Raw genomic sequence first — 13,849 nt, forward strand, 5'->3', positions numbered from 1 at the left:
TGCCTTATGCCACAAAATATCACCCTGCTCGGAGCGACAGGTTCCATAGGTCACAGCACCTTACAGGTCATCGCCAAGCATCCGCAAAATTACCGTATTTTTGCCCTGAGTGCATACCGTCAAGCCGATAAGCTCATTGCGCTATGCCAACAATACCGTCCCCAATATGCAGTCTTGGTTGCCGCCGATGCCAGTCAACGGCAAGCGTTACAAGCGCAAATCCCAGAAACTCAGCTTTTAATCGGCGAGCAAGCCCTGGTTGAGATTGCGCAAGCGCCCGAAGTGGATACTGTGATGGCAGCGATTGTCGGTGCTGCAGGTTTAGTGCCCACACTTGCAGCAGCACAAGCCGGCAAGCGCGTATTATTGGCCAATAAAGAAGCCTTAGTGATGGCAGGCGAGCTTTTTATGCACACCTGCCAACAACACCAAGCGCAACTTTTGCCGATAGATTCCGAGCATAATGCGATTTTTCAATGCTTACCGCCAAATTATCAAGCCCATACCTTACAGGATTTGGGTATAGAGAAAATTCTCCTCACAGCATCAGGCGGTCCTTTCCGTACTTATAGTGCACAAGCGTTATTAGAAGTCACCCCAGAACAAGCTCTCGCGCACCCGAATTGGTCGATGGGACCAAAAATTTCTATTGATTCAGCGACCCTTATGAATAAGGGCTTAGAGCTGATCGAGGCCTGTTGGTTATTTACAACCACCCCAGAATACATTCAGGTGGTGATTCACCCACAAAGTGTGATCCATTCAATGGTGGCTTATCGAGATGGTTCTGTACTAGCCCAGCTGGGGCAAGCGGATATGCGTACCCCTATCGCCCATGCACTGGCTTGGCCAAAGCGTATTGATGCGGGTGTAAAAGCGCTTGATTGGTGGCAGATGGGCGCTTTGGAATTTGCTGCGCCTGATACAGAACGTTTTCCTTGTTTAGCCCTCGCGCAGGCTGCTTTTCAAGCTGGTGGCTGCCATCCTGCACACCTCAATGCAGCCAATGAGGAAGCAGTCAGTGCCTTTTTACAAGGCCAAATCGGTTTTACCCAGATTGCGCAAACGGTGGATGCTGTCTTGCAGCAAATACCCAATACAGGTGCGCACACCTTAGAAACTATTTTGGCACAAGATCAACAAGCACGTCGCTACGCTCGACAAGTGATAGCCAAATGGTAATTTTTGCTGACAAGCATCCATACGCGATTGATTAAGAGGGCTGGTGTATATGCAAACACAACCCAGTTTCACCTTGGGCGCTATTGCAAAGATGTTAGGCGCCACCTTGTATGGGGATCCGGAGATCCTCATTCATGGATTAGGGACCTTAGAAGCTGCGACAGCGGATGAAGTCGCTTTTCTTGCCAACCCCCATTACCAGCACCAACTGGCTAGCACACAAGCGGCCGCTGTGATTGTACGCGAATCTGCACGTACAGCTTGTCCAAGCGCAGCCTTAGTGGTAGACAATCCTTATTTAAGTTACGCACGCTTATCCCAGGCTTTTGCACCTCAGCCACAAACACAAGGCGCAATTCATCCAAGTGCCGTGATTGATCCCAGTGCGCAGATCCACCCTAGCGCTCGAATTGAAGCTGGGGTGGTGATTGAAGCCGATGCCATCATAGAAGAACACGTCTATATAGGCGCACACTCTGTGATCGGTGCACACGTTGTGATCGGTGCGCAATCACGCTTATATCCGCATGTGACCTTATATCATCAAGTCCGTGTGGGGCCGCGCTGCATTATCCATAGTGGTGCGGTCATTGGTGCAGATGGGTTTGGTTTTGCCCATGATGGTCAAAAGTGGCACAAGATCGCTCAACTTGGCGCTGTAGTTTTAGAGGCGGAGGTTGAAGTGGGTGCTTGTACCAGTATTGATCGCGGTGCTTTAGAAGATACTTACATAGGTACAGGGGTCAAGATCGACAGCCAAGTGCAAATTGCCCATAACGTCCATATAGGGGCACATTCTATGCTCGCTGGCTGTGTCGGCATTGCAGGTTCGACCCAAGTGGGTTCCCATTGTTTGCTTGGAGGCGGCGTTGGTTTAGCAGGTCATTTACGTTTAGCCGATGGCGTACAAGTAACAGGCATGTCTTTGGTGACCAACCACATTGAACAAGCGGGTGTTTACTCTTCGGGAACCTCCGCCATGCCCAATGCTTTGTGGCGTAAAAACGCGGTACGTTTTAAACAATTAGATACTCTAGCGCGACGGGTACAGACCTTAGAACGTTTATTGACGCAGACACAAGATGCACACAAGAAGTAAAGCCTTCAAAAGGCTTCTATGGTACAGTTGCGGCCCTTAAGGTCTGTAAATATTGATTTGACTGTCGGCTTTCTCACAGGCAAAAGCATAAAGAGAGCTGCTTGATGATGCAGAGGTTTCCTGAAACAATGGTCATGGACATTAATGAGATTCGTGAATATCTACCTCACCGCTATCCTTTCCTACTCGTTGACCGTGTGGTAGAACTGAGTCTCGGTGAGTCGATTGTGGCATATAAAAATGTGACGATTAATGAGCCTTTTTTTAATGGCCATTTTCCGCATCATCCGATTATGCCCGGCGTGCTGGTTTTGGAAGCTATGGCACAAGCTGCAGGGATCTTAGGATTCAAAACCGTCAATAAGTTGCCGCGTGATGGCCATATCTACTATTTCGTAGGCAGTGACCAAGTCCGCTTTAAACGTCCGGTATTACCTGGAGATCAATTGCGCCTTGAAGCGCGCGTATTACGCGAGAAGCGCGGTATCTGGAAATTTGCCTGTCGTGCGCTTGTCGATGGTGAAGTGGCTTGTGAAGCCGAAATTTTATGTGCGGAGCGTAAAGTTTGAGTTTAATTCATCCGACAGCCTTAATTGACCCAAGCGCTCAATTAGGCGAAGGCGTCCACATCGGCCCCTACACTTGTATTGGACCTGAGGTCGTTATTGGGGATCACACCCATATTGCCTCCCATGTGGTCATTCAAAAAAATACCCGTTTAGGTAAGGATAACCGTATTTTCCAATTCGCAAGTATTGGAGAAGACCCGCAGGATAAAAAATATGCGGGAGAAGCCACCTACCTAGAAATTGGCGATGCCAATGTGATCCGTGAAGGGGTCACCCTCAACCGAGGTACTTTGCAAGATGCAGGCACCACACGAATTGGCCATCGTAATTTATTTATGGCTTATGCGCATGTCGGCCATGATTGCCAAATTGGTAATGACTGTATTTTGGCCAATCAAGCCACTTTAGGTGGTCATGTACACTTAGATGATTTCGCTATTCTTGGTGGTTTGTCTGCGGTACACCAGTTTTGCCGGATTGGCGCGCATTCTATGTGTGGCGGTGGTTCGATTATCACCAAGGATATCCCAGCTTATGTGTTGGTCAGTGGCCACCCAGCAGAACCTCACGGCATTAATTTAGTGGGCTTAAAACGCCGAGGTTTTAGCCGTGAAGCCATTCATTTGCTCAGTCAAGCCTATAAAATCGTCTATCGCCAAGGCTTTACCGTGCAACAAGCATTAGAACAATTGATGGCGATTCAAGCAGAAGAAACCAGCCCTGAATTGGCCTGTTTTATTCGCTCTTTGCAAGATTCCACCCGAGGCGTGGTGCGTTAGCCAGTATTTGGGAGTAGGTGTGAAAATCTTTGTCGTTGCTGGTGAGCTTTCAGGTGATTTGTTAGGTGCAAGCCTCTTACGTGCATTAAAACAGGTCTACCCACAAGCAGAATTTCAAGGGATTGGCGGCAGCCAAATGCAAGCGGCGGGGCTGCAATCTCTATTCCCGCTAGAAAGCTTATCAGTAATGGGATTAGTTGAGGTTCTAAAGCACTTACCGCGTTTGATGCATATACGCCGCCACCTGATTCGTGCTGCTTTAACTTGGCGTGCGGATTTGGTCATTGGCATTGATGCGCCAGATTTTAATCTTGGTCTAGAAAAGCGCCTTAAAGCCGCCGGCATCCCCAGTGTGCATTATGTCAGCCCATCTGTATGGGCTTGGCGACAAGGGCGTATTCACACGATTAAACAAAGTGTGGATTTAATGCTGACGCTCTTGCCTTTCGAAGCGGATTTTTACCGCCAACATCAGCAAGCTGTATGCTTTGTTGGCCACCCACAGGCGGATGCTTTACCCCTATATCCAGACCAAGCACAAGCACGCCGAGATTTAAATCAACTAGCTCCCTTTGCACAGCGTCCTTTACCTGAGCCTGCGCCTTTAGATCAAGTATTTCAGCTACAAGACCGCCCGGTGATTGCACTTTTGCCTGGATCGCGTCAAGGTGAAATAGCCCGCTTGGGCAGTTTATTTTTACGCACCGCACAACGCTTAAGCCATCTTTATCCCCATGCACACTTTGTTTTAGTCGCAGCATCACCAGAAAGGGCACAAGAGTTAGCCATCTTATGTCGCTTATTTTATTTGCCGCGTTTACATGTAATTGAAGGCCATGCAACGCAAGTGCTCACCGCAGCGGATGTCGCTTTATTGGCATCAGGCACAGTGACTTTGGAAGCTAGTTTATGTCATACCCCTTCTGTGGTCGCGTATCAGCTTGCCCCTTTAACTTGGCAACTGGCAAAACGTTTAGTCAAAATCCCTTATGTCAGTTTACCTAATTTACTTGCACAAGCCCCTTTAATCCCAGAACGTTTGCAAGATGCCGCAACGCCCAAACATTTAGCTCAAGATTTATTACAGTGGCTCGTCCATCCTGAGCAGCGTGCCCACTGGCGTGAACAGTGCGCACAGATTCAACAAAGACTCCGACAAGATGCCAGTGCTACCGCGGCCGCTGCGATTGCAGAATTGATGGATTAAAGAACATGCCCTATGCACATTTCCCTGCAGTCAATTTAAGTTTCCCCGGTCAATACCTTGCAGGTGTTGATGAGGTGGGGCGTGGCCCTTTGGTAGGATCTGTGGTTGCAGCCGCAGTGATTTTGGACCCACAACGCCCGATTGCAGGGCTTAAAGACTCAAAAAAACTCAGTGAAAAAAAACGCGATGCGTTATTTACTGTGATTCGGCAACAAGCATTGGCCTATGGTATTGCAGAAGCTAGTGCAACTGAGATTGATCAAATCAATATTTTGCAGGCTAGCTTTTTAGCGATGCGGCGCGCGTTACTACAGCTGAAGCCAGCGGCAGATTTTGCGTTGATTGATGGTAATCGTGTTCCCCCGCAATGTCCTTGTGCGGCTCAAGCCTTGGTGAAAGGGGATAGCCAACATCCGGCGATTGCTGCCGCTTCGATTTTGGCGAAGGTCACTCGAGATCAAGCCATGTATGCCTTAGCCAAGCAGCACCCTGAATATGGCTTCGAACGCCATAAGGGATATCCAACTAAAGAACATTTAGCAGCCTTACAAACTTATGGTGCTTTGGCACAACATAGACGCTCTTTTGCACCTGTTGCCCGTGTGTTAACAGGCTCTGTGGGATAAACGTCTCACTCAGCCAACAGTGAGGAAATTTACAGTGGTGAGGACATCAAGGCTAACAACTTCCAAACTTTGGCTTTGCGCAGCAGTGATCACCAGTACTTTGGTGAGTGGTTGTGCACAACAAGCATATAATTATGCGCCTGTCGCCGATCTCAGTGACCCTTACGGTTATGTGGACAAGTCTGTGCATATCGTGCAAAAAGGCGATACCTTGTATTCGATTGCTTGGGGATACGGACGTGATTATCGTGATATCGCCGCTTATAATGGGATTAGCGCACCTTACACGATTTATCCTGGACAAGCCTTACGTTTGAATCCGCGTGCTTTATCAGCGAATACATCTCACCAAACAGCATCACCTCAACCTGTAGCACCGCCATCGACAAGCATACAGCAACCCGAAGTGGCACCGGCAAGCTCCCCCACACAAACGTATCCACTCACAGAGACCAATACGCCTACTTATCCTTTATCTGAACCCGAAACTCTGCCACCAAGTCCGCAACCAGCAACAAAAGCACCCGCTCCCCTGCCGCCAACACCTGAGGTAAACACACCGCCTCAACCACAAGTGACACCGCCCCCAACCAAGGTGGAAGTCAGCCCTCCTAAGCCCACTGCAACAGAGACAAGCAGCAAAACTCAGACACCGGCTGCCGAGCCAGCAAGCCCGCCTGTGGTGAAAGGTTTACAAGAAAATTTTGCTTGGGCATGGCCAACACAAGGTAAGGTGATTAGTGGTTTTGATTTAAAAAATAGCCTCAACCGAGGGATTGATATTAGCGGGAAGCTAGGGCAAGCTGTCAAAGCAGCAGGGCCGGGGATCGTGGTATATGCAGGTAGTGGCGTACGTGGATATGGTAATCTTGTCATTCTCAAACATAATGACCGCTACTTTAGCGCCTATGGACATAATAGCGAACTTTTAGTGCAGGAAGGTCAAGAAGTCGCTAAGGGAGAAGTCATTGCGCGCATGGGGGCAACGAGTGCGGATCAAATCAAGCTCCATTTTGAAATCCGTGAAAATGGTAACCCCATAGATCCGTTGAAACTTCTGCCAAAATCCTAGTCTATCACTTAACGCCTAGGGCACTCCTAGGCGGGACTACCTGGGCTTTTTAATAATAACAACAAAAATTTATCGAAACGTATCAACAGGGTACGGAATAGAGTTTCATTTCTAGGTACAAAGGGGATTAGACATGAGTTCGCGGCAAGCCAAACATGCAAGCATTTCCTCTCATCCAGATCATACGCCACCTCATCCAGCCAAGGATGCTTATGTTGATGAGGAAGCGTTTAATCTAGAAGATGATTTAATTGATCTTGAACAGGAAGAAGCCAGCAGCCAAGACAGTGACGAATTTGAGCAAGCCCTGAGCCGAGAAAACGAATGGCAAAAAGGCTTTGATGCAACCCAAATGTATTTGAACGAAATTGGCTTTTCGCCTTTGTTAAGTGCAGAGGAAGAAGTCTATTACGGACGTTTAGCGCGTCAAGGGGATGCAGATAGCCGGCGACGTATGATTGAAAGTAACTTGCGTCTGGTCGTAAAAATTGCAAGGCGCTACAACAACCGCGGGCTGTCTTTGCTGGATTTGATTGAAGAAGGGAACTTAGGACTAATTCGCGCGGTAGAAAAATTTGATCCTGAACGTGGCTTTCGTTTTTCCACTTATGCCACTTGGTGGATACGCCAGACCATTGAACGCGCTTTGATGAACCAAACCCGTACCATTCGCTTACCTATCCATGTAGTGAAAGAGCTCAATCAGTATTTGCGCATTGCTCGCGAATTAAGCCAAGCGTTAGACCATGAGGCCACCGCAGAGGAAATTGCCGAATACTTAGATAAACCCGTCGCTACAGTAAAAAAGATGTTGGTTTATAATGAGCGGGTCAGCTCAGTTGATACCCCTGTCAGTAATGGGCAAGATAAACCTCTGATCAGCACCTTAAGTGATTCTGAAGAACATGATCCGGAAAATTCGCTTCAAGAAGAATACGTTAAAGGTTATGTCCACTTATGGCTAAGCGAACTACCTGCCAAACAAAGGGAAGTGGTCGTGCGCCGTTTTGGCTTACAAGGCCATGAACCTGCAACCTTGGAAGAAGTTGGCGCAGAAATTGGTTTAACTCGTGAACGTGTGCGTCAAATTCAAGTGGAAGCTTTGCGACGCTTACGACGCCTTGTGGAAAAACACGGCTTATCTGAGGATGCTGTCCTATCTTAATCTGACATCTTCCCCGCCCTAAAGGACGGGGATTTTTAGTTGTCGCCTTCCAAGTTCCTGCTTTATAGCCGACAGAGGCTAACCTAAACGCCACAGACTTCACTTCCCGCGTGCCCCGCGTGGCTTTCTCGTGCTCTCGCAGCTTGAGTGACACCACACACACTACAGGTCCACACTCTTCTTCCAAGCCCTGCGATACTTCTTGGCCTCGAATCCGGCAAAGCGCTGCAACTCGAACAGGTTGGGGAGTGATTGATCAAAACTCCCAACCACTGGCTGGAAGTTTTTTTATCTGTCGTGTACGAAAAATATTATATTTTAGGTACTCGACATTGAGGTTTTAACCCTTGCAGCTGCGCTTGCTGATACAGGGCTTGTGCTTGCGTTTGCGCTTTTGTCAGCTTGTGAATCCGAGTGTCATGGCTTGGGTGTGTTGACATAAATTCTAAGGGCGCGCCTTCGGCAGCCGCTGCCATATTATGCCAAAGCTGGATCGCCGCTTGTGGTTGAAAACCTGCACTAGCCATCAAATCTAAACCCATGGCATCGGCTTCGCTTTCATGGGTGCGACTGTAAGGCAAGACTAGGCCAAATTGTAAACCTAACCCCAAAGCGCCCAAGATTAACTGACGATCCGTGCTCGATTGGTTAGCACCGATGGCTAAAGTGACCCCAGCCATAGCAGCTTGCCCAGCAACTTGCATAGACATACGCTCATTGCTGTGCTCTGCAAGGACATGCGCCACCTCATGACCAATCACAGCAGCTAACTGATCTTGATTTTTAGCCACTTTCAGCAAACCCGTATACACGCCAATTTTGCCGCCTGGGACTGCAAACGCATTAATATCCTCACTCTCAAACACGACCACTTCCCAAGTTTGCTCTTGGTATTGTGCTGGCAACTGAGCCGTGATCGCATTAGCAACACAAGCCACATAAGCATTCACTTTTTTATCTGTGTTCACAGGGGTTTGTGTTTTCAACTGTGCAAAAGAATCTGCACCCAGAGTCGCCATTTGATCACTAGGAAAAAACTTAAGTTGTGAGCGCCCCGTCGGGGAAGTCGCACACCCACCCAGCAAGGTGAGACTTGCGATCAAAGCCAGCATTTTTACTGTTGGATTGCGCATCGGCTTAGGCCTCTTCTAACCAATAATCCAAATCAAGTGCAGGTGGAAGCGGCCATGTTTGCCAACTGGTTAAAATCCAGCGTTGGCGCTGCTCGCTGGTGGCAATTTGTGCCAGCTGTTGCGGCAGTTGATCTAAGTAAGCCTCGACTTCTGTTTGGCTAAACATCCTGCATACCCATTGCCAATAAGTATGTTGTCTTAAATGGTGCGGCTGATGTACTAACATGGGCAACAACCAATGCAACAAGCTGATCAACCAGTGCCATTCAACTTCCGTCAATTATTGCGGATTGTCTGGAAGATCAATACCTACACTGGCCTGTGTTGACTGATATAAACCGCTTTCTAAACGATCTGTGACTTTATCGTCTTCTGCATCTATGAAAGGTTCGGGAGCAGCTAAGCCAAGCACTTCATCTAATTGGTTGAGGACTTCTTCCAATTGATGATACAGCTGGGTACATTGATGTCGATCTGCTTGGCCTTCACGACGCAGCTGGGTTTCAATTTCTGCCGCTAATGTACGCACCTGTTCTGCACCAATAGTGGCTGCAGTCCCTTTGAGTGTATGCACCAAGCGCGTTGCTAACTCAGTTTGTTCTGCATCAAGGGCAATACTCATTTGCTGAGGAAAGTCATAACTTGCATTGACAAAATCTTCCAGCAACAACTTATATAAATCTTGATTTTCGCCTAGACGTCGCAAAGCACCCTGTGTATCCAGCAGCTGCAAGGCTTCAACCCAGGTTTTGGCAGCAGCTTGCAAGTCACTTGCTTGGTGACGTGTATGGGTGCGGATGCGAATATCATTCCCTATTTGGATTTCTTCTTCAGCTTCCTGTGTTTGATGCACTTGCGGCACTTGCACCTGCTCCCACACCATTTCTGCTTCTTCTAGATGCTGTGCATCTAATGCCGGCGTATCAATAGCGATTTCCTGTAAGGCTGCATCTAAGTTAGGGAGTTCATGTTCTGCAGGTGCTGCCACAATATCCGCTTTCGCCACGGACACATCAGTTAATAAGAAGGAGGCATCCATATCCGGTACATTAAACCAAGTTTGCTCGGCACTAGAGGCACTTTTTTCAGGTTTTTCAACTGGCATATAGACTCCTTGCGATCAAAATTAGGCTTCCTAGTAGGTCCCCCGATAAAGTGTGCACTCTTGCTAGGTCATAAAATAGGGGGCTAAATGCTGTAACACTTGTTCGGCCTGTTCAAATTCAAATTGACGCAATTTGCGTTCCACATGCTGTAAAGTGTCCATTACTTCAAGCGGTAAATAACCACGACATGCCACTTGTAAGGCTTGCAAGCTTTCTTCTGCCTGCATATCACCTTCTTGAATATGAGTATAGAGCGCCTGATACAGAGGTGCTAATTCAGGCGCTTGTGGGGTATTTGCTTCTGGTGAAGCTTGTTCTGCAGACAAGTTTTTAGTTGGAACCTGCTGCGCTTTTGCCGTGGGTGTATCCACTGTATGCATCCAAGCTTTCGCTTCCTCTAATAAAGATAAACGTCTTGCTAAGCTCGGTGTTACCGCCTGATGACTGGCTTGCAAAGGTGCAAAGGCTTTTTCTAACGCTTGATAAGTTTCCTGAATTTGCGCATCTTGCACAGGCGCTTTAATTGGATGCGCCTCAATTTTATGGCGCAAGCTCACATGCTGCTTTGGCACATTTTCTTTCGTCGTAAGCTGGGTGCTACTAGCGTCTTGTACGTCTGCAACAGGGGTTTTCACAGACAAATACTTATGCAAAATTAGGTTGAGCGATTGCACATCAATTGGTTTGGCTAAGTAGTCATTCATCCCAGCATCAAGACAGCGTTCCCGATCACCCTGTAATGAGTTAGCCGTCAACGCAATAATGGGGAGCTCAGTTAAAGCTAATTGGGTACGAATACGTCGAGTTGCTGTAATACCATCCATCACCGGCATTTGCATATCCATAAAGACCAGATCAAAGTCTTGGCTTTGGTGTAAGCGTCCTAAGGCTTCTTGGCCGTTATTACTGACTTCGACGGTCACACCTTTCAGCTCAAGTAGCTCACGAATCACCCTTTGATTGACTTGATTATCTTCAACTAGTAACACATGACCGTCTAACTTCATCTCTGCTGTCGCAGGTGCTGCTGGTGCCTTCGGCGTATCGCCCGCTTTAAGTACCTTATAACAAAGCACATTCACTAAAGTATCGTATAAGGTGGAAGGCGTCACCGGCTTGGTGAGGGTTGCAGCAAGCTGCAAATCTTGAGTAAATTCATGCAGTTGGTCGCGGCCAAACGCTGTCATCATCACCACTTTAGGCGCATGAGGCAATTGCAAGATAGCACGCGCGGTGGCAATACCATCCATCCCTAGCAAACGCCAATCCAATAGGACCAACTCATAATCATGGCCACTTTGTAGGCGCGCGATTGCATCTTCACCACTCACTAAAGCATCCGCACGCAACTGCCATGCATGCAATTGATGCATCAATACTTCACGCGCAGTGGCATTATCATCCACGATTAGCACACGTCTATCATATAAACGGCCATCGATTTCTCTTTGCTGAGGCGCACCCGTTGCCAAGGCTAAAGGGAGCTCCAATATAAAACTAGACCCTTCTCCCTCAGCACTGCGCACACTAATATCACCGTGCATTAAGCGTGCAAGTTGTCGGCTAATTGCTAACCCTAAACCTGTGCCGCCAAAACGTCGCGTCGTGGATGAGTCTGCTTGACTAAAAGATTGGAATAAACGCTGTATTTGCGCTTCTGTCATCCCAATGCCGGTATCTTGAACTTCACAACGTAAATGTACTTGCTGATCATGATACCCAGGCAAGTGCGTAATCCTTAAGGTGACTTCCCCTTCAGTAGTAAATTTAATGGCATTACTAATTAAATTTGTCAGAATTTGCCCTAAACGTAAAGGATCGCCACGAAAACGCCGAGGTAAAGCATCTTCGGTCACTACATTAAATTCGAGATTTTTTTCCTCTGCACGCAATGCATTGACGGCTAAAATCTGCTCGATCACATCATCTAAACGAAATTCAATTTCCTCTATTGCCATTTGTCCTGCTTCGATTTTAGAGAAATCGAGAATATCATTAATAATACTGAGCAGAGCGCGTGAGGAACTTTGTATTTTTTCTAAATAATCCTGGACTCGAGTTTCCGTCGCATATTCTTGCGCTAAATGCGTTAAACCAATAATTGCATTCATAGGGGTACGAATTTCATGGCTCATATTAGCAAGAAAACGGCTTTTCGCTTGATTCGCCGACTCAGCCATATTTTTAGCCACTTCTAATTCTTCTCGGGTGGCTAAACGCTCTGTAATATCCTCAAAAACAGCCACAGAGCCAATAATTTGGTTGTGTTTATATAGAGGCACAGCAATTAAAGAAACAGGAAAACTTGTTTGATCTTTGCGTTCAAAAATTTCTTGCTCTGAGCGGTAACTTGCCCCTTGAGTCAAGGATAAATAGACAGGGCAATTTTGTAAGGTATTGTTTTCACCCTCACTCGTATGAGGATGGCGATGAATCAGTGAATGCAATTCACGCCCTAATAATTCAGACCGCGTCCAACCAAGTAAACGCTCCGCTTCTCGATTTAAAAAAGTACAAATCCCTTGTGAGTTAAGTGCATACACTCCTTGCCCCATAGAATCCGTGATACTACTAAGGAAATGGCTATTTCTTGCTAATTCATCTTCCATCTGTTTGCGATAGGTGATATCTGTGCGAATCGCAATTAACTGGTATTTATTTTCATCCTTACTATCAGGTAAAGGCACAAAAGTTGCGTATTCCCAATAAATATCTTGGTTAATTTTACGATTTTTAATTACACCATGCCAAACCTTACCTTCGCGCAAGTGTTTATGAACCTCTTGATACCTTTCTTTAGATTCATCACACACTAAACTATAAGGCTGGCCCAATAAATCTTCTTGTTTATAGCCACTGATGGCACAGAATAATTCATTTGCATAAGTAATTTTCCCTTCACTATCACTCATACTCACAATCGCATGCTGGTCTAAAGCAAACTGGCGATAGTGTAACTCTTGCACTGCTTGGCGCAAGCGTGCAGAAACACGGCTTAAATGTAAAACAACAAAAATAACGATCACTAATAACGCAGCTGCCACGGCAAATAAACTTGTACGCGCAAACTCGACTTTCTTTTCTTGTTGCTGGTAATAATGTAAATATTGACGCGCCATATCATTTAACGCATCTTTTAAAGGGGTTTTATACGCCTGTAATAAACGTTCATCTATGATCAGAATATTTGCTAGACGCTGCTTTGCTGCCTGTTCGATTTCTTGTACTTGAGATTGTAAATTTTGCGGTGCTTGTTCACGCAAAGTCCGCCAAGCGGCTAGATTTAAACTTGCTTCTAATTGTGCTTTTGTTAAGTGTTGATCGGCTGGCAAAATAACGGCACTTTGGATTTCACCTAAGGCTGCTAATAATGGCGGGTTTTGCTGTGCAAGGCTCAAACGTAAACGATATAATAAATGTTGAAAGGTTTGACTGGACTCACGCTGTCTTAAAGTGCGTACAATTAAATCTTCTAACAAAGCATCTTTTTGGGCCAGCAGCATCTTATAATGCTGCCATTGGGTTTCAATGGCCTTTTGCGTCGCAGGCGTTAACGCAGAGACAAAAGCCTCACCGGCTTGGCGCAGCTCGTCTCTTACGTCATTAAATTCTGCTTCTTTAATTAACATCCCAAAGCGAAATTCTATTGCTTCTTCATTGACTTCAGTAATTAGCTCACTAATCAAAGAGATTTGCTTTAAGGTAAAAATATGCTCTTGTGCATTAGATTGGCGACTCATCCATAACAAGCCTGCAAGAATGGCTAAAATCAGCAGAGCAACCAAAATAAGACTGGAGGTTTTAAGGCGTTGCCACCCTCCATTATGGATTGTATTAGGCATGGTCTGCATTTTACTTGTCGTTGCCACATCTATACCTCATCAAGCCAGCTTTGTGGATACACAATATCA

12 protein-coding genes are annotated in these 13,849 nt (G+C 46.6%); 8 read left to right on the plus strand and 4 right to left on the minus strand.

Annotated elements, in window-relative coordinates:
• The first annotated feature begins 6 nt into the window (after positions 1-6).
• From ispC to rpoS, 8 genes are all read left to right on the plus strand, one after another.
• A complete protein-coding gene (gene ispC, locus BMX05_RS04430) occupies positions 7-1,182 on the plus strand; it encodes a 1-deoxy-D-xylulose-5-phosphate reductoisomerase (protein ID WP_093308766.1) in 1,176 nt (391 codons plus the stop codon).
• A 49-nt stretch (positions 1,183-1,231) separates the two neighbouring features.
• Positions 1,232-2,281: a UDP-3-O-(3-hydroxymyristoyl)glucosamine N-acyltransferase gene (gene lpxD, locus BMX05_RS04435; protein WP_093308767.1), complete on the plus strand. Its 1,050-nt coding sequence runs from the start codon at positions 1,232-1,234 to the stop codon at positions 2,279-2,281.
• A 128-nt stretch (positions 2,282-2,409) separates the two neighbouring features.
• Positions 2,410-2,850: a 3-hydroxyacyl-ACP dehydratase FabZ gene (gene fabZ, locus BMX05_RS04440; protein WP_093308881.1), complete on the plus strand. Its 441-nt coding sequence runs from the start codon at positions 2,410-2,412 to the stop codon at positions 2,848-2,850.
• Positions 2,847-3,629, plus strand: coding sequence for an acyl-ACP--UDP-N-acetylglucosamine O-acyltransferase (gene lpxA / locus BMX05_RS04445; protein ID WP_093308768.1), 783 nt, complete (start codon positions 2,847-2,849; stop codon positions 3,627-3,629). The genes fabZ and lpxA overlap by 4 nt, the downstream gene beginning before the upstream one ends.
• 19 nt (positions 3,630-3,648) lie before the next feature.
• A complete protein-coding gene (gene lpxB, locus BMX05_RS04450) occupies positions 3,649-4,836 on the plus strand; it encodes a lipid-A-disaccharide synthase (protein WP_218138980.1) in 1,188 nt (395 codons plus the stop codon).
• Between the two features lie 5 nt (positions 4,837-4,841).
• Positions 4,842-5,462 carry a ribonuclease HII gene (gene rnhB / locus BMX05_RS04455; protein WP_093308770.1) on the plus strand — a complete coding sequence of 207 codons (621 nt, stop codon included), beginning with the start codon at positions 4,842-4,844 and terminating at the stop codon, positions 5,460-5,462.
• 85 nt (positions 5,463-5,547) lie between these two features.
• Positions 5,548-6,534 (plus strand): peptidoglycan DD-metalloendopeptidase family protein, encoded by a 987-nt coding sequence (locus BMX05_RS12560; protein WP_143051941.1) that lies wholly within the window; start codon positions 5,548-5,550, stop codon positions 6,532-6,534.
• 133 nt (positions 6,535-6,667) lie between these two features.
• Positions 6,668-7,699: an RNA polymerase sigma factor RpoS gene (rpoS, locus tag BMX05_RS04465; protein WP_093308772.1), complete on the plus strand. Its 1,032-nt coding sequence runs from the start codon at positions 6,668-6,670 to the stop codon at positions 7,697-7,699.
• A gap of 311 nt (positions 7,700-8,010) precedes the next feature.
• Here rpoS and BMX05_RS04475 read toward each other — a convergent pair whose 3' ends face one another.
• From BMX05_RS04475 to BMX05_RS04490, 4 genes are all read right to left on the minus strand, one after another.
• Complete coding sequence (locus BMX05_RS04475; protein ID WP_093308773.1) at positions 8,011-8,832, minus strand: M48 family metallopeptidase; 822 nt, start codon at positions 8,830-8,832, stop codon at positions 8,011-8,013.
• 4 nt (positions 8,833-8,836) lie between these two features.
• On the minus strand, positions 8,837-9,058 hold the full coding sequence (locus BMX05_RS04480; RefSeq protein WP_143051942.1) for a hypothetical protein: 222 nt from the start codon (positions 9,056-9,058) through the stop codon (positions 8,837-8,839).
• A 54-nt stretch (positions 9,059-9,112) separates the two neighbouring features.
• On the minus strand, positions 9,113-9,937 hold the full coding sequence (locus BMX05_RS04485) for an Hpt domain-containing protein (protein ID WP_093308775.1): 825 nt from the start codon (positions 9,935-9,937) through the stop codon (positions 9,113-9,115).
• 63 nt (positions 9,938-10,000) lie between these two features.
• Positions 10,001-13,807, minus strand: a complete 3,807-nt coding sequence (locus tag BMX05_RS04490) for a response regulator (protein WP_093308776.1) — start codon at positions 13,805-13,807, stop codon at positions 10,001-10,003.
• Between the last annotated feature and the right edge of the window lie 42 nt (positions 13,808-13,849).

Origin of the sequence: Allopseudospirillum japonicum, from assembly GCF_900108915.1 — a bacterium.
In the GTDB taxonomy this organism is placed as follows: domain Bacteria; phylum Pseudomonadota; class Gammaproteobacteria; order Pseudomonadales; family Halomonadaceae; genus Pseudospirillum; species Pseudospirillum japonicum.